Origin of the sequence: Ancylobacter dichloromethanicus, from assembly GCF_018390645.1 — a bacterium.
Lineage (GTDB): Bacteria > Pseudomonadota > Alphaproteobacteria > Rhizobiales > Xanthobacteraceae > Ancylobacter > Ancylobacter dichloromethanicus.
Genome location: NZ_JAHBGC010000052.1, coordinates 83,833 through 100,459 on the forward strand (window position 1 = coordinate 83,833; position 16,627 = coordinate 100,459).

Genomic DNA, 16,627 nt, shown 5'->3' on the forward strand with positions numbered 1-16,627 from the left:
CGCGGGGCGGGACGGGCGGCGCGGGGCGCCGGCGCGGCGGCGGGTGCCGCCACGGGCCCGGCCGCTGCCAGGGGCGGCGGCGCGGGTGTGGGAGCAGGTGCGGCAGCGGGAACCGCCGCCGGTGCGGTGGACACCGCGACCATGCCGAACATCGGCCACGAGAAGGATACCTCGGCCGGGGTCACGCTGTAGCCGGAGAAGCCGCCCAGCGGGGCCGCCGACGGCTCCGGCTCGGCGGGAACGTCCTCGACGAAGGCGTCTTCCGCGCCGGAGGCGGCCGTGGCCTCGACCAATCCGTCGTCGGCGTCAGCTTCGGTCCGGAACGCTTCGACCGTCAGGTCTTCCACGACGCCTGTCTCATCCCCGAAGCCGGCCCGGGGGTCGAAGTCAGCCTCTTCCTCGAAGTCAGCCTCGTCCTCGAAATCGTCGTCCTCGTCATAGGCGGATGTGTCCCCGGCCAGCGTCTCGACAGCCGGTGCGGGCGCGGCCGTCTCCGCCGCCGTGCGCACGGCGCCGTAGCGGGCGGCGAGAAGGCGCTCTTCCTCGGGGAACTCCTCCTCGTAGTCGCCTTCCTGCAGCGGGATGAGGTCGTACACATTCGCCACATCATGTGCGGCTACATCGTGCGCGGCCACATCGTTGGCGGCGGTGAACTGCTCGTCCGGGGTCCAGCCGAACGGGGTCATGGCGGAGACCGGCCGGGCCGCGCGGATCGGCTCGGGCGCCGCAACGGGAGGCGTCGCGGGTGCGGGCATCGGCGCCTCGGGCACCGGCTGGGCCGAGAGCGCGCGGCGGGCATGGGCGACGATCAGCGCCTTCGGCACCGCGCCGAGCGGGGGCTTGCGCGGCGGCACGCGCAGCACCGGGGTCTGCGAGGGGCGTGGCGGCACGAGCGCGGTCGCGGTGGCCGGCGGCTCCAGCGCGGACGCCTCCGGCTGCGGCTGGCGCATCAGATAGTCCGGCGTGCGGGTGAAGCGCGTATTGGGCGGCATGGTGAAGGGCTGCAGCCAGCTCGGCACCAGCTCGTGCTGCGGCGCCACGGCGGGCGGGCGCGCCACCACCGGCGCAGGGAGCTTCGGCCCCTTCGACGCCGGTGGCGCGTGCGTCACCTGCGGGTTGGCACGGGAGAACACATGAGTCTGGGCGGTCGCCTTCGACTCGGAAGCCTTGTCCGCATTCGGATCGGAGGGACGCGCCGGGTTACGCATGGGACGCTGGAACCTTTACCGCTGCTGCCGTTGAGCCTTGCGGCCGAACTGCGCAGGGCGCCGTTTCGGCCGTGCCATATGGTTAGGCGCACAGCGTTAACGAACGGTATGAGGCGGCGGTTTTCCCCACACGCCGTGTCGGCGCGCGGCGTCCTGCCGGCCGAACGCCTCAGCTCGGCAGGCCGAGCGTGGCGCGGATTTCCGCCGGCATCAGGTCATGCGTTTCGGGGTGCTTCATCATGTAGCGGCCGAACACCGAACAGCGCGGCACCACGGCGAGGCCGCGCGCGCGGGCGCTGGCGAGGCCGGCCTCCACCAGCTTGGTGGCGAGGCCGCGCCCGCCGAGTTCGGCCGGCACTTCGGTATGGGTGAAGATGATGTGGTCGGCCGCGAGAATATACTGCGCGACGGCGACCTGGCCGTCCTGCTCGATCTCGAAGCGGTCGGCAGCGCGGTTGTCCCGCACCGGGACTTCGCCGTTCATGCTCATGGCTTTTCTCCTTGGGGGCGCCCGGTTCGGATTCGTGGAGGCCGGCTTGGCGTATTGGGCGGGCGCCTTGGGATATTGTCGACCAAAACGGGCGCAGCGTCGCCCCCCGTTCCGTCGTGCGGGGTGAATTTATCGGCTGTGTCCGATATAGCGCAGCTCCATCCGCTGGGAAGAGACCGCTCATGACCCCGTCCACTCGCCGTCCGCCGCTGCCCGAAACGCTGGCCGTTCTGGAGACCCGCCGCTCGGTCGCCGCCGCCGGTCTTCAGGCGCCGGGGCCGGATGCGGCGCAGACCCGTCGCCTGCTGGCCATCGCCGCCCGGGTGCCCGATCACGCCATGCTGGCGCCGTGGCGATTCATCGTCATCGAAGGTGCGGCGCGGGGCGCGATCGGGGCCCTTCTGTCCGATGCCTATCGCGACCACAACCCTGATATGGCGCCGGAAAAGCGGGAAAAATTCGCCGCCATCATGGGGCGGCTGTTTCCCGCGCCGCTGGCGGTGGTGGTGGTGAGCCGGCCGGTCGGCGGCACCATGATCCCGGATTTCGAGCAGCAGCTTTCCGCCGGCGCGGTGTGCATGAACCTTTTGACCGGCGCGACGGCGATGGGGTTCGACGCCATCTGGGTGACGGGATGGGCGGCGACGCACAGGGCGGCGCTGACCATTCTCGGCCTCATTGAGGGCGAGCGCGTCGCCGGCATCCTGCATATCGGCACCGCCACCGAGACCCCCGCCGACCGGCCGCGCCCGGATGTGTCGGCGATCACCACCCACTGGTCGCCGCCGCGCTGAATGAAATGGAAGAGGCCGCCCCGGGTCCCCGGGACGGCCTCCTCTCTGGCGTTTTTTGGCGCTTCCTCGAACGGGGATCAGGCGGCGGCCTGGGCCTGCTTGGCCTCGCGGCGGCGGCGGGTGAGCACGAATTCGGTGTAGCCATTGGGCTGCGCGCGGCCTTCGAAGATCAGGTCGCGGGCGGCGCGGAAGGCGAAGCCGTCATAGGCGGGGGCCATCGGCACATAGTCCGGGTCGCCCGCGTTCTGGCCGTCGACCACCTTGGCCATGCGGCGCAGCGTCTCTTCCACCTGCTCGGCGGTGACCACGCCGTGCATCAGCCAGTTGGCGACGTGCTGCGAGGAGATGCGCAGCGTCGCGCGGTCTTCCATCAGCCCGACATCGTGAATGTCCGGCACCTTGGAACAGCCGACCCCCTGGTCCACCCAACGCACGACATAGCCGAGAATGCCCTGGATATTGTTGTCCAGTTCCTCCTGCACCGCCGCCGGCTCCCAATTGCCGCGGTCGACCACGGGGATGGTGAGCAGGTCGCGGCGGGAGGCCCGCTTGCGGTCGCGCAATTCGGCCTGGCGCTTGAACACGTCCACCTTGTGGTAGTGCAGCGCGTGCAGCGTGGCGGCGGTGGGCGAGGGCACCCAGGCGGTGTTGGCGCCGGCCAGCGGGTGGGCGACCTTCTGCTCGATCATGTCGGCCATGCGGTCGGGCATCGCCCACATGCCCTTGCCGATCTGGCCATGGCCGTCGAGATGCGCGGCGAGGCCGGCATCGACATTGTTGTCCTCATAGGCCTTGATCCAGACCTGCGCCTTCATCTCGTTCTTGCGCACCACCGGACCCGCCTCCATCGAGGTGTGGATCTCGTCGCCGGTGCGGTCGAGGAAGCCGGTATTGATGAAGACGACGCGCTCGCGGGCGGCGCGGATCGAGGCGGAGAGGTTGGCGCTGGTGCGGCGCTCCTCGTCCATGATGCCGATCTTCAGCGTGTTGGCCTCAAGCCCGAGAAGCTGTTCGACGCGGGCGAACAGGTCGACGGCGAACGCGACTTCCTCCGGGCCGTGCATCTTCGGCTTGACGATATAGACCGAGCCGGCGCGGCTGTTGCGCAGCTCGCCCTTGCCCTTGAGGTCGTGCAGCGCGATCAGCGTGGTCACGGCGGCGTCGAGGATGGATTCGGGAATCTCCCGGCCCTGGGCGTCGAGCACGGCGTCGGTCAGCATGTGCTGGCCGACATTGCGCACCAGCATCAGGCTGCGCCCGTGCAGGGTCAGCTCGCCGCCGGTGGCCGAGGTGTAGCGGCGGTCGGCGGCGAGGCTGCGCTCCACCGTCTCGCGGCCCTTGGCGAAGCGGGCGCTGAGCGTGCCCTTCATCAGGCCGAGCCAGTTGCGGTAGACCAGCACCTTGTCCTGTGCATCCACGGCCGCGACGCTGTCCTCGCAGTCGACGATGGTGGTCACCGCCGCCTCGATGACGATGTCGGCGATGCCGGCCGGGTCGGTCTTGCCGATGCGGTGGGCGCGGTCGACCACGATGTCGATATGCAGGCCGTGATGGATCAGCAGCACCGAGGACGGCGCCTCGGCCTCGCCGGCGAAGCCCGCGAACTGCGAGGGGTCCTTGAGGCCGATAAGGCTGCCGGAGGAGAGCTCCACCGCCAGCGCGCCATCGGCCACGCGATAGCCAACGGCATCGGCATGGCTGCCGGAGGCCAGCGGCACGCTCTCGTCGAGGAAGGCGCGGGCGCGCTCGATCACGCGCTGGGCGCGCACCGCGTTAAAGCCGTTGGAACGCGAGGCGCCGCCGTCTTCGGGCAGGGCATCGGTGCCGTACAGCGCGTCATAGAGGCTGCCCCAGCGGGCATTGGCCGCGTTCAGCGCGTAGCGGGCATTGGTGACCGGAACCACGAGCTGCGGACCGGGAATGCGGGCGAGCTCCTCGTCCACCTTGGCGGTGACGACCTCGAACGGCTCCGGCTCGGGCAGCAGATAGCCGATCTCGGCGAGAAAGACCTCATAGGCGACAGGGTCGACCGGCTTGTTGCGGTGGGCGCGGTGCCAGGCGTCGATCTGCGCCTGCAACTCGTCGCGGCGGGCGAGCAGTTCCGCGTTGCGCGGGGCGAAATCGCGGACGATCCCGGCGAAGCTCTCCCAGAAGGCGGCGGCCTCGACCCCGGTGCCCGGAATGGCTTCATTATTGATGAAGTCGACAAGGGCGGAATCCACCTTCAGGTCGGCGACGTCGGAATAGCTCATGACGGGTCCCTTCACGCGAGCGGAAAGCCGGTGCGCCGCAGGCGACCGGCACAGCTGTGCTTCCCAATAAACAAAAGTCCGGGTGCGGCGCAACATCGCACATAGTCGGAGTTCGCCGCGTCGCAAGGGGGTGCCCCTTGTCTTTCAAGGCCTCGTGAGGCGTTTGCGGTGCAGCGCGACTTGAAAAAGTCATCCCGGGCCGCCCGGCCTTCGCCGGACCCGCGCGAGGTTTTCCCCCGACCCCGAGCGGGCGCGCCGAGCGCCGCCCCGGGATGACCAAGTGGTGCGAGCCGTCCCTCAGAACTGGGCGGTCTCGGTCGAATCCTGCATCGCCGTGGTGGCGCTCATGCCTTCGCTGAGCACGGTAGCGATGGCATCGAAGTAGCTGGTGCCGACCTCGCGCTGGTGGCGCGTGGCGGTGAAGCCCTGCGCTTCCGCCGCGAATTCGCGCTGCTGCAGCTCGGAATAGGCAGCCATGCCGTCCTCCCGGTAGCGCCGCGCCAGCTCGAAGGTGGTGAAGCACTGGTTGTGGAAGCCGGCCAGGGTGATGAACTGGTACTTGTAGCCCATCGCCCCCAGCTCGCGCTGGAAGGTCTTCATCTGCGCCTTGTCCATGTGCTTGGCCCAGTTGAACGAAGGCGAGCAGTTATAGGCCAGCATCTTGCCCGGATGGACCCGGTGCACGCCCTCGGCGAAGCGCCGGGCGTCGTCGAGGCTCGGCGTCGAGGTTTCGCACCAGAGCAGGTCGGCATAGGGGGCATAGGCGATGGCGCGGGCGATGCCGGCCTCGAAGCCGCCATTGTAGCGGTAGAAGCCTTCCTGCGTGCGCTCGCCGGTGATGAAGGGCCGGTCCAGCTCGTCGATGTCCGAGGTGATCAGCCGCGCCGATTCCGCATCGGTGCGGGCCATGATCACGGTCGGCACGCCGAGCACGTCGGCGGCGAGCCGGGCGGCATTGAGCGTGCGCACGAACTGGCGGGTGGGCACCAGCACCTTGCCGCCGAGATGGCCGCACTTCTTCTCCGACGCGAGCTGGTCCTCGAAATGCACCGCCGCCGCGCCGGCCTCGATCAGCGCCTTGGTCAGCTCATAGGCGTTGAGCTGGCCGCCGAAGCCGGCCTCGGCATCGGCGATGATCGGCACGAAATAGTCGAGCTCGGGCCCGCCTGCGCCATCGGCGCGCTCCATGGTCTGGATCTGGTCGGCGCGCATCAGCGCCTTGTTGATGCGCCGGACCACGGCGGGGACGCTGTCGACCGGATAGAGGCTCTGGTCGGGGTACATGTCGCCGGCCGAATTGCCGTCCGCCGCCACCTGCCAGCCGGAAAGGTAGATCGCCTCCAGCCCGGCCTTCACCTGCTGCACCGCCTGGATGCCGGTATAGGTGCCCATGGTCGGCACGAAATCCTGCGTCTGCAGCAGGTCCCACAGCCGGCGGGCGCCGTTGGCGGCCAGCGTGTGCTCGATGCGCAGCGAGCCGGCGAGGCGGGCGACCTCAGCGGGAGCGTAGCTGCGGTGAATGCCCCGCCAGCGCTCCGGCGCCCAGTGCGGGGCCGGAAAGGTGTCGGGAGTGGTGGTGCGGAGCTGGTCCAGCATGGTTCTTCCCTGCTGCTGAAATGGATGTGGAGGAGGCCGGCGCGGGGGCCGAGGAGGTGTCGGCGCCCGCGCCGGCCGGGCCGCCACGTGCGTCGTCGACGTGCGGCGATGCCAGGCGCGGCGGCCTGAAGCGGGGTCGTGCGGCCATCGCGCTACCGTGCGCGGCGTGTGTAGGTGGCCGCCACCAGCCGCCCGCCGATGAGGGCGCCGACCAGCGCGCTCATGTCCTGCTGGCCCGGCGCCATGGCGATGCGGTGGCGGCCGATGCGGTGGACGATGGTGAAGTCCTTGGCGGCCAGTCCTTCCGCCTGGAAGACCTGGCCGATTTCCTCGGCATCGCCGCCGATGATGGTGACAAACTCGTCCTCGCCGGTGGTGGCGGGCGTGTGGTGGGGCGCGCTCATGTCAATTCCTCCCTTCGAAGTGCTGGTGTAAAGATTTAACACTCGACATCGAATGGCAAGAAATATAGTGATTTGAGTGTGTTAAGCTGATAAGACTTGTAAAGTTTACGGGTCGGTTTTGTAAATCGAGCAAAGGACGAGGCCATGCTGGCCAGCGAACCGCGCATTGGCAGCCGGGTGCAGCGGCTGCGCCGGGGCAGGCGCATCTCGCAGGCGGACCTCGCCACCGCGCTGGGGATTTCCGCAAGCTATCTCAACCTGATCGAGCATAATCGCCGGCGCATCACCGTGCCGCTGCTGATGAAGCTGGCCGGCTATTTCGGCATCGAGCCGGGCGAGCTGGTGGAGAACGACGAATCCCGCCTCGTCGGCGACATGATGGAGCTTTTCAGCGACGAGCTGTTCGCCGAGAACGCGCTGACCAACCAGGACATACGCGACCTCGCCGCCTCCAATCCGGCGGTCGGGCGCGCCGTGGTGCGGCTCTACGACCAGTTCAAGACGCTGCGCGAGGCGCACCGCACCGGCGCCACCGGCACGCTGGAAGGCGAGGGCGGCTATCACCCGGCGACCGACGCGGTGTCCGATTTCATCCAGGACAACGCCAATTACTTCCCCACTCTGGAGGCGGAAGCCGAGCGCATAAGGCGCGATATCGACTTCGCCTCGGATTCGTTCGAATACGGGTTGAAGACCTATCTCGCCAACGTGTTCGGGCTCAACTGGCGCTCCGCCTCGCTGCCGGCCGGCATCGCCCGGCGCTTCGACGCGGGCGCGCACGAACTCATCACCGCCGAGGTGCTGCCGCCGGAATCGGCGCTGTTTGTGGTCGCCCACCAGCTCGGCCTGCTCGCCGCCTCGCGCCAGATCGACGAACTGATCGCCGCCGCCAACCTGCCCGCCGACGCCCCGGTCGTGACTCGCAACGCGCTCGCCAGCTATTTCGCCTCGGCGCTGGTGATGCCCTATGAGCCGTTCCTCGCTGCCTGCCAGGAGACGCGCTACGACATCGAGCGCATCCAGCGCCGCTTCCGCACCAGCTTCGAGCAGGTCTGCCACCGCATGACGACGCTGCAGCGGCCGGGGCGGGCGGGCATCCCGCTGCACCTTGTGCGCACCGACATCGCCGGCAACATCTCCAAGCGTTTCTCGCTGTCGGGAATCCACATTTCCCGCCATTCCGGCGCCTGCCCGCGCTGGAACGTCTATGCCGCCTTCTTCCATCCCGAGCGGATCAATGTGCAGCTCAGCCAGATGCCGGAGGGCCAGCGCTATTTCTGCATCGCCAAGTCGATCACCAAGGGCGGCCACCGGCACAATGCGCCGCGCCGGCATTTGTCCATCGGGCTCGGTTGCCACATCAGCCATGCCCACCAGATGGTCTATTCCGACGGCATGAACCTCGCCGACCCCTCGCAGACCGTGCCGATCGGCGTCGGCTGCCGCATCTGCCCGCGGCTCGACTGCGAGCAGCGCGCCCAGCCGCCGACCGACCACCGCTTCACGCTGAACGAGATCGACATGTCGGAGAGCTTCTACGCCCCGGCGCGGCGGGGGCTGTAACGGGGCTCAGTCGAGCCTCTCGCCGGTCACCTCGCTGAGCCGGCGGCCCATCTCGTCGCTGTAGCGCTTGACCGCATGCGCCTCGCTGAGCACGCCGACCACCTGCCCGTCCGGCAGGGTGACGGCGAGCGCGTCGGCTTCGCTCCGCTCGAACAGGTCGAGCGCCTCGCGGATGGTGGCGGTCGGCAGCAGGCGGGTCTCGGTGAGCCGCAGCAGCGGACGCAACGAGGCGAGGGGCTCGCCCTCGGCGGTCTCGGCGAGGGCGCCCGGCGGGATCATGCCGGCATAGCGGCCGTTCTCGGTGGCGACGAGATAGGCGGTGGCGCCGGGCGGGTAGCGCCGGCGGGCGTCGGCGAGAGGCGTTTGGATGTCGAGCAGCGGCACCTCGTGGCGCATCAGCATGGCCACGGTGAGTTCGCGCAGCCAGCCGATATCGTGTGCGCCGCGAATGTTCTCGCCGCGCAGGTGAAAGCGCCAGGTGGCGAAGGAGAAGCCGAACAGCCGCCGTGTGACCAGCGAGGCGGTGCCCGCCGCCGCCAGCACCGCCAGCGTCAGTTCGAGGTCGCCGGTCATCTCCAGCGCCAGCAGCGTCATCGTCATCGGCCCGCCGACCACGGCCACCGCCAGCGCGCTCATGCCGATGAGGGCATAGAAGGCATGCGAGGGCACGAGGCCGGGCAGCACGGTGGGTGCCAGCAATTCCAGCCCGGCGGCATAGACGCGCCCGGCGAGAACGCCCATCAGCAGCGAGGCGAAGAACAGGCCGCCGCGGAAGCCGGCGCCGATGGAGACCGAGGACGCCGTCACCTTCGCCACCAGCAGCAGGACGGCGATGGCCAGCGGTGTGTCGGCGCCGAGATAATGGTAGACCGCGCCATGGCCGGCCGACAGCACGGTCGGGTTCCACAGCGCGAGGGCGCCGACGATCAGCCCCCCGCCGCGGGGCGCAGCCAGACCGGCAGGTGCGAGCGCCGGAAGCCGGCTTCCACCAGCGTCGCCCCGCGCATCACCGCGATGCCGACCAGCGCGCAGAGCAGCCCGAGCAGCAGCACCGCCGGCACGTCGACGAGCCCCGGCGCGTCGATCGCCGGCAGCGCCAGATGGTGCTGCGGCGCCAGCATCTGCTGGGTGAGGGCGGCGGTGAAGGTCGCCGTCATCATCGGCACGAAAGCGGGGATGGCATAGGTGCCGAGCACCAGCTCGAAGCCGTAGAATGCGCCCATCAGCGGCGCGTTGAAGGCGGCGCCGATGGCCGCGCCGGCGCCGCAGCCGACCAGCAGCCGCAGATCCGCCCGGCGCACATGGAACATCCGGCCGATCCGCGAGGCCAGCCCGGCCGCCGCCTGGGTATAGCCGGCCTCCAGCCCTACCGAGGCGCCCACCCCGCTGGAGAAAAGGGTCTGAAGCGCCACCACGACGCTGTCGCGTAGCGACATCCGCCCGCCATGCAGCGCATTGGCCTCGATCGGGTCGACCGGCGGGTTGGCGCCGGTGCGCAGGAAGGCCCGCACGCAGAGCCCGAATGCGAGGCCGCCGAGCACCGGCCCGAGCAGCACCAGCGCCGGCGAAAGTCCGGTCGAGACCGACAGATGCGTGCCGGTCGGTATACGGAAGATCAGTTCGTGCAGCCCCTGCCAGGCGAGGTTCATGGCAACCACCACCAGGCCGGCGATCACCCCCACCACCGCCGCCAGCGCGGCGATGCCGAGCTCGCTGGCCCGCACCAGACGGCGCAGTCCACGGGTCAGTCGCTCTTCGCCGGCAGGGGAATCGGTGTTCACGGGGCCGCTCTTTCGGGACCCGTCTTCACTAGGCAAGGACGCCGCCGCACGCAACGGGCCTGCGGCCCCCTTTACGCTGGGGAGCGTCGCGGGGAAGTGATGGCCGGGCGCCGTGATCGGCGCGGCGAGGCGGGTAAAGTCCGTCCGAACCAACCTGGATTCGGCGGTGCCCCTTCGGGAGCGCGCCGCCCTTAGCGCTTGGAGTTTTCGTGAATGTCCGCAACGACCGACTATACGCCGCCCAAGGTATGGGTCTGGAACAAGGCCAATGGCGGCGCCTTCGCCAACATCAACCGCCCCACGGCCGGGCCGACCCATGAAAAGGAACTGCCGATCGGCCGGCATCCGCTCCAGCTCTATTCGCTGGGCACGCCGAACGGGCAGAAGGTGACGATCCTGCTGGAGGAGTTGCTCGCGCTTGGCCTTGAAGGCGCGGAATATGACGCCTGGCTGATCAATATCGGCGAGGGCGACCAGTTCGGCTCCGGCTTCGTGGAGGTGAACCCGAACTCGAAGATCCCCGCGCTCATGGACCGCTCGGGCGAAAAGCCCATCCGCGTGTTCGAATCCGGCGCCATCCTGCTCCATCTCGCGGAGAAGTTCGGCGCCTTCCTGCCGACCGATCCGGCCGGACGCGCCGCGTGCCTGTCCTGGCTGTTCTGGCAGATGGGCAGCGCGCCTTATCTCGGCGGCGGCTTCGGCCATTTCTACGCCTATGCGCCGATCAAGATCGAATACGCCATCGACCGCTTCGCCATGGAGGTGAAGCGCCAGCTCGACGTGCTCGACCGGCGGCTGGCCGAGAGCGCCTATCTCGCCGGCGACGACTACACCATCGCCGACATCGCGGTGTTTCCCTGGTATGGTCTGCTGGTGAAGGGCGGGGCCTATGGCGATTCCGCCGAGTTCCTCTCCACGCACGAATATACCAACGTGCTGCGCTGGGCTGACGCGGTTTCCGCCCGGCCGGCGGTCAAGCGCGGGCGCATCGTCAACCGCACGAGCGGCGCGCCCTCCGAGCAGTTGCGCGAGCGCCACGAGGCGAGCGACTTCGACACCCGCACGCAGGACAAGCTGGAGAAGGCGGGCTGAGGCTTGAGCGAAAAAGGGCGCCCCTCGGGGCGCCCTTGCCGTCGGGTGAAGGGCGTCAGGCGCAGAGGCGGGTGAGTTCGCGAATGTCGCCCACCTGCTCCAGCCGGCGCACCGTCTCGACGATAGCCTCGGTCTTGGCCTTGTCCCATCGGGCGAATTCGGCGCAGCCGCGGAACTTGTCGGCCGCCTCGTCATAGCTCATCGGGTTGGCGGGGCTGCCCTTGCCGAAGTCGGAGCGGCCGGAAAGGGTGCGCCCGTCCTTCATGTGGATGTCGATGATGGTGGTCATCTTGTCGTAGCCGGCGGCCTCGGCCTCCGGGTGGACATGGAAGTTGACCCGTTCGATCACCGCCTTGACGTCGGCCCGCTCCACCGTCTCGTCGGTGAATTCCGGCAGGCTGCCGCGCCCGTCGAGCAGCAGGATGGCCATGCAGAATTCCATCGAGAACTTGGCCTGAAGCTCGTTCTTCGGCCGGTGGTGGATCAGCGCGTTCGGCATGTTCTGGTTGGTGCCGACATCGACCCGCTCGACATCCTCCGCCCTGATCGAATGGGTGCGGATCAGCTCCAGCATCTTGGTCATGCCGGGATGGGTGAGCGAGCCCGACGGGTGCGGCTTGATCGACACGCCGGGGAAGGCGAAGGTCCAGGGCTGGCCGAGCTTGCCGACGATGGCGGTGGGGTCGAAGCCGCCGCCCGCCGCCTGGAAGAAGCCGCGCGGCGCCTCCAGTATCTTGTCGGTGGTGGTCCAGCCCAGCGCCGCGAAGTCTGCCGCCACCACGCCGCTTTCCGACGAGCGGCCGGCGTGGAAGGGCTTCATCATGGTGCCGAAATTCTCCCGCAGCCCCGCCGACTGGCTGCCGGCGCAGCCGAAGGCACGCACCATCTGCTCGGCATCCAGCCCCTTGAGCTTGCCGGCGGCGGCGGCGGCGGCATAGGTGCCGCAGGTCGCGGTGGCGTGGAAGCCGTGCTGGTAATGGCGCGGGTTGATCGCCTCGGCGATCTTGCACTCGACCTCGACGCCCAGATGATAGGCCAGCATCATGTCGGGGCCCGAGCGGCCATCCGCCTCGGCCACGGCCAGCGCGGCCGGCAGGGCGGGCGCGGTCGGGTGGGTGAGCAGGCCATAGACCCGGTCCTTGGCGACGGCGAGCTGGGTGTCGTCGTAATCGTCGGCGTGGATGCCGACGCCATTGGCGAAGGCGGCGAAGCGCGTCGGCACCTTGAGCGAGGTGCCGATGACCGTGGCCGGGCCTTCGTTGATGCCGAGGCCTTTGAGATAGGCCTGGATATGCTCGCCGCTCTTGGCCACCGAGCCGGACAGAGCGAGGCCGATGCCGTCGAGGATCGACTTCTTGCCGAGTTCGACCACTTCGGCCGGCAGGTCGGCATAGGAGGTGCCGACGACGAATTCCGCCACCTCGTGGGTGAGCCCCTCGACGACCGGTTGGGCCTGGGCGGGGTTGGTCTGGTGCAGCGTCATGGGGACGTTTCCTGTTGTTGTCGGGCGCTCAGGCCGCCGAGGAGGGCAGGGCGCCGATGATGGCGTCGGTGAGTTCGCGGGTGCCGGCGGTGCCGCCGAGATCGCGGGTCAGGCTGTCGCGGCGGGCCAGCACATCCTCGATCGCCTGCTCGATGGCGCTGGCGGTGGCCTCTTCGCCGAGATGGCGCAGCATCATTGCCCCCGACCAGATCTGGCCGATGGGGTTGGCCACGCCCTTGCCGGCAATGTCCGGCGCCGAGCCGTGCACCGGCTCGAACATGGAGGGGTAGTCCTTCTCGGGATTGATGTTGCCGCCGGGCGCGATGCCGATCGAGCCGACCACGGCCGGACCGAGATCGGACAGAATGTCGCCGAACAGGTTCGAGGCGACCACTACGTCGAACCAGTCCGGGTTGCGCACGAAATGCGCGGTGAGGATGTCGATATGGTACTGGTCGGTGGTGAAGCCCGGATACTCCGTCGAGATCGCCGCGAAGCGCTCGTCCCAGTACGGCATGGTGTGGCTGATGCCGTTGGACTTGGTGGCGGACGTGACGTGCTGCTTGCGGCCCTTGGCCAGTTCGAAGGCGTAGCGCATCACCCGGTCGCAGCCGCGGCGGGTGAAGATGGACTGCTGCATTACCAGCTCGTCCTCCAGCCCCTCATAGAGCCGGCCGCCAATGGAGGAATACTCGCCCTCATTGTTCTCGCGCACGACGTAGAAGTCGATCGAGCCGGCCTCGCGGCCCTTGAGCGGGCTCTCGACGCCGGCAAGCAGCTTCACCGGGCGCAGGTTCACATATTGCTGGAAGCTGCGGCGGATCGGGATCAGCAGGCCCCAGAGCGAGACATGGTCCGGCACGCCGGGAAAGCCGACGGCGCCGAGGAAGATGGAGTCCTTGCCGCGGATCTGGTCGAGGCCGTCGGCCGGCATCATCGCCCCGGTCTTGGCGAAGCGCTCGCAGCTCCAGTCGTAATGGGTCCAGTCGAAGGAGAAGCCGCCGATGCGGCTCGCCGCCTCCAGAACGCGCTGCGCCTCCGGCACCACCTCGTTGCCGATCCCGTCGCCGGGAATGACCGCTATGGAATATGTCGTCATGGGAACTCCTGGATGTCGGGCGGCGGCACCGCAACGCTTGCCGAGGCGACAGTGTTCAAGCGGCCACGAACTGTCAACAATTTTTGGAGATAAGAGCCCGGCGGATGAACCCTGCCCCGGCGGAATATCCACGCGAAAGGCGCCTGAATACGCGCATTTTCGCGATATAGTAATGCCATTTGCGCTGTTTTCAGCCGCGTTCGCCCCATTTGCCGAAGCTACCGCGTTTCGCCGTGATTGAGGCGTTTGGGTCGGTTCATTTTGGCGCATTGTTGACAATTGGCGATTTTCCGCCCCAGATGGCGTCATGCTTCGCCGCGCCGCAAACCCCGCCCGCACTCCGCGCACCGCCTCTTTCGTGCCACTGATCCAGCGCGAGATCGAGCGCATGATCGGCACCGGCGAACTCACCGGCGGCACCCGGGTGAACGAGAGCACGCTGGCGCTGCGGCTCGGCATCAGCCGTGGCCCGGTGCGCGAGGCGTGCCGGGCGCTGGAGCAGATCGGCCTGCTGCGCAGCGAACTCAACCGCGGCTTTTTCGTCCGCGAGGTCTCCACCAAGGAGGCGCTCGACCTCTACGACATCCGCGCCGGGCTGTTCGGCACCGCCGGCCGGCTCGCCGCCGCGATCGTCACCACGGTGCAGTTGCGCGGGCTCGAAGAACTGATCGGCGAGATGGACGCGGCCATCGAGGCGCCCGACATCGCCACTTTCTACACGCTCAACAACGAGTTTCACCGCCAGGTGGTCGTTGCCTCGGACAATGACAAGCTGATCGAGCTGTACCCGCTGCTGGAGGCGGAACTGCACCTGTTCCGCCGCCGCGGCCTGGTGCTGCCGGGCTCGATGCGCACATCCAATGACGAGCACAAGGCCATCCTCGACGCGCTGCGCCAGGGCGACTGCACCGCCGCCGCGCGGCTGCTGGAGCGGCACATCCTCGCCGGCAAGGCGCGCTTCCTGCGCACGCTGGAGGATGACAGCGCCACCGATGCGCGGCGCGGCCCGCTCGATCCACGCCATTTACGCTCAAAAGACAGGTAGACCCATGACCTCGCTCCCGCTCCCCGTCCTCGCCCTCACGCCCGGCGACTGCACCGGCATCGGCCCCGAACAGACCGCCCGCCTGCTCAGTGAAGGCGGACAAGCCGAGGTGGCGCGGCTGGTGGTGGTGGGCGATGCGCGGGTGCTGGAAATGGGCGCGCGCCATGCCGGCGTGACGCTCGACTTGCGCCGCTACGCCTCGCCGGCGGCGGTGGACTGGAGCGTGCCGGGCATTCCGCTGGTCGATCTCGGCAATACCGACCCGGCCGCCTTCGCGCTCGGCGTCGCCAATCCCGATTCCGGCCGGCTGACCGGCGACACGCTCGCGCGCGCCATCGACTTCGCCAAGGCGGGGGAGGTGGACGGCGTGTGCTTCGCCCCGCTCAACAAGCAGGCCATGTTCAAGGGGGGCTGGCGCTTCCCGGACGAGCACAAGATGTTCGCCCATCTGCTCGACCACAAGGGCCCGTTCAGCGAGATGAACGTGCTGGAGGGCCAGTGGATGACGCGCGTGACCTCGCACGTCTCGCTGCGCACCGCGCTCGACCAGGTGACGTTCGACAGCGTCTGCGGCGCGCTGCGCCTTGCCGACGAGACCATGCGCAAGGCCGGCATCGCCCATCCCCGCATCGCGGTAGCGGCGCTCAACCCGCATGGTGGCGAGGGCGGGCTGTTCGGCACCGAGGAGATCGAGATCATCCGCCCGGCGGTGGAGGCGATGGCCAAGGAGGGCATCGCCTGCGAGGGGCCGTTCCCGTCGGACACGGTCTATCTCAAGGCATTTTCCGGCGCCTATGACAGCGTGCTGGCGATGTATCACGACCAGGGCCAGATCGCGACCAAGCTCAAGGGCTTCAACAAGGGGGTGACCATCACCGCCGGGCTGGAGGTGGTGTTCACCACCCCGGCGCATGGCACGGCATTCGACATCGTCGGCAAGGGCGTGGCCGATATCGGCGCCTTCCGGTCCGCCGTGCGCCTCGCCGCCCGGGTCGCCGCCCGCAAGATCGAGGCCCGCGCCGCCGCCGCGTGAGAGGCGCGCCTCACGACTTCCCTCTCCCCACGGGGAGAGGGAGCCTGGCCGCGCGCAATGAGCGCCGGCGCCTTCAATCGTTGCGCGCGTGACCGTCCACGGCGGCGATGAGCCGGCGCTTGGCCAGCGCCACATGGCGCCAGTGCGTCATCTGCGCCCGGTCGCCGTCGCCGGAGGCCAGCGCTTCCAGCATCGCCCGGTGCTCGCGGTTCGACACGGCGAGGCCGCCGCCCTGCACCAGCGCGCGGGCGCGGAACAGGTGCAGCTTGTTGACGAAGCGGTGGTACTCGGCCAGGAGCGTGCGGTTGCCGCACGAGCTGACGATGAGATTGTGAAAGCCGAGATTGAGCGGGTAATATTCGTCGAAGCTGCCGCGCTCGGCGACCGCGTCCATCTCGTCGACCATGCGGGTCAGCTCGGCCAGTAGCCCGTCGGTCATCCGCTCGGCCAGCAGGCGGCCGGCCTGGCCGAAAAGCGCGGCGCGCACGTCATAGATCTCGACGGCGTCTTCCACCGACAGCCGCCGGACGAAGACGCCGCGATTGCGCACCACTTCGACCAGCCCCTTGGCCTCAAGGCTGCGCGTCGCCTCGCGGATCGGGCCGCGGCTGGTGCCGAAGCGGTTCGAGAGGTGAATCTCGTTGATCCGCACACCCGGCTCCAGCTCGCCGGTCAGAATGAGGCGCTCGAGTTCCTTCTCCAGCGCGCTCGTCAGCGAGACGCTCTTCACAACGGACAGATCGCTCAGGGGAGCGGAATCGCTGATGATGCTCATCCGTCGATTGTA

13 protein-coding genes and 1 pseudogene are annotated in these 16,627 nt (G+C 68.7%); 5 read left to right on the forward strand and 9 right to left on the reverse strand.

Annotated elements, in window-relative coordinates:
- Positions 1 to 1,377: 1,377 nt before the first annotated feature.
- A complete protein-coding gene (locus tag KHC23_RS21535; RefSeq protein ID WP_213375628.1) occupies positions 1,378 to 1,698 on the reverse strand; it encodes a GNAT family N-acetyltransferase in 321 nt (106 codons plus the stop codon).
- A 182-nt stretch (positions 1,699 to 1,880) separates the two neighbouring features.
- Here KHC23_RS21535 and KHC23_RS21540 point away from each other — a divergent pair, with 182 nt between their 5' ends.
- The gene (locus KHC23_RS21540) at positions 1,881 to 2,492 is read left to right on the forward strand and encodes a nitroreductase family protein (RefSeq protein ID WP_213375630.1); all 612 of its coding nucleotides are present in this window, start codon (positions 1,881 to 1,883) and stop codon (positions 2,490 to 2,492) included.
- A gap of 77 nt (positions 2,493 to 2,569) precedes the next feature.
- Here the strand turns inward: KHC23_RS21540 and KHC23_RS21545 are convergent, their stop codons facing one another.
- The 3 genes from KHC23_RS21545 to KHC23_RS21555 all read right to left on the reverse strand — a co-directional run bounded on the left by KHC23_RS21545 (position 2,570) and on the right by KHC23_RS21555 (position 6,744).
- On the reverse strand, positions 2,570 to 4,744 hold the full coding sequence (locus KHC23_RS21545; protein ID WP_213375632.1) for a malate synthase G: 2,175 nt from the start codon (positions 4,742 to 4,744) through the stop codon (positions 2,570 to 2,572).
- A 297-nt stretch (positions 4,745 to 5,041) separates the two neighbouring features.
- Positions 5,042 to 6,340 carry an isocitrate lyase gene (gene aceA / locus KHC23_RS21550; RefSeq protein ID WP_213375634.1) on the reverse strand — a complete coding sequence of 433 codons (1,299 nt, stop codon included), beginning with the start codon at positions 6,338 to 6,340 and terminating at the stop codon, positions 5,042 to 5,044.
- A gap of 152 nt (positions 6,341 to 6,492) precedes the next feature.
- Complete coding sequence (locus tag KHC23_RS21555) at positions 6,493 to 6,744, reverse strand: hypothetical protein (protein ID WP_213375636.1); 252 nt, start codon at positions 6,742 to 6,744, stop codon at positions 6,493 to 6,495.
- 144 nt (positions 6,745 to 6,888) lie between these two features.
- On the opposite strand from KHC23_RS21555, the gene KHC23_RS21560 reads away from it, so the two are divergent.
- Positions 6,889 to 8,307, forward strand: coding sequence for a helix-turn-helix domain-containing protein (locus KHC23_RS21560; protein WP_213375638.1), 1,419 nt, complete (start codon positions 6,889 to 6,891; stop codon positions 8,305 to 8,307).
- Between the two features lie 6 nt (positions 8,308 to 8,313).
- Here KHC23_RS21560 and KHC23_RS24935 read toward each other — a convergent pair whose 3' ends face one another.
- Complete coding sequence (locus KHC23_RS24935) at positions 8,314 to 8,880, reverse strand: CBS domain-containing protein (protein WP_373878486.1); 567 nt, start codon at positions 8,878 to 8,880, stop codon at positions 8,314 to 8,316.
- Positions 8,872 to 10,406, reverse strand: a pseudogene (locus tag KHC23_RS24940) (chloride channel protein); the annotation flags it as partial. The gene KHC23_RS24935 and the pseudogene KHC23_RS24940, both read right to left, overlap by 9 nt.
- Here KHC23_RS24940 and yghU point away from each other — a divergent pair.
- The gene (gene yghU / locus KHC23_RS21570; protein WP_213375640.1) at positions 10,302 to 11,180 is read left to right on the forward strand and encodes a glutathione-dependent disulfide-bond oxidoreductase; all 879 of its coding nucleotides are present in this window, start codon (positions 10,302 to 10,304) and stop codon (positions 11,178 to 11,180) included. The pseudogene KHC23_RS24940 and the gene yghU sit on opposite strands and share 105 nt — an antisense overlap.
- Before the next feature lie 55 nt (positions 11,181 to 11,235).
- Here the strand turns inward: yghU and KHC23_RS21575 are convergent, their stop codons facing one another.
- Both KHC23_RS21575 and KHC23_RS21580 read right to left on the reverse strand, forming a co-directional pair.
- Positions 11,236 to 12,663, reverse strand: coding sequence for an MmgE/PrpD family protein (locus KHC23_RS21575; RefSeq protein WP_213375642.1), 1,428 nt, complete (start codon positions 12,661 to 12,663; stop codon positions 11,236 to 11,238).
- A gap of 28 nt (positions 12,664 to 12,691) precedes the next feature.
- Positions 12,692 to 13,762, reverse strand: coding sequence for a tartrate dehydrogenase (locus KHC23_RS21580; protein WP_213375643.1), 1,071 nt, complete (start codon positions 13,760 to 13,762; stop codon positions 12,692 to 12,694).
- A 307-nt stretch (positions 13,763 to 14,069) separates the two neighbouring features.
- Between KHC23_RS21580 and KHC23_RS21585 the strand changes: the two genes are divergently transcribed.
- Together KHC23_RS21585 and KHC23_RS21590 are read left to right on the forward strand one after the other, a co-directional pair.
- On the forward strand, positions 14,070 to 14,807 hold the full coding sequence (locus tag KHC23_RS21585; RefSeq protein WP_213375645.1) for an FCD domain-containing protein: 738 nt from the start codon (positions 14,070 to 14,072) through the stop codon (positions 14,805 to 14,807).
- 4 nt (positions 14,808 to 14,811) lie between these two features.
- The gene (locus KHC23_RS21590; RefSeq protein WP_213375647.1) at positions 14,812 to 15,840 is read left to right on the forward strand and encodes a PdxA family dehydrogenase; all 1,029 of its coding nucleotides are present in this window, start codon (positions 14,812 to 14,814) and stop codon (positions 15,838 to 15,840) included.
- A gap of 73 nt (positions 15,841 to 15,913) precedes the next feature.
- Here KHC23_RS21590 and KHC23_RS21595 read toward each other — a convergent pair whose 3' ends face one another.
- On the reverse strand, positions 15,914 to 16,615 hold the full coding sequence (locus tag KHC23_RS21595; protein ID WP_213375649.1) for an FCD domain-containing protein: 702 nt from the start codon (positions 16,613 to 16,615) through the stop codon (positions 15,914 to 15,916).
- Positions 16,616 to 16,627: the final 12 nt, after the last annotated feature.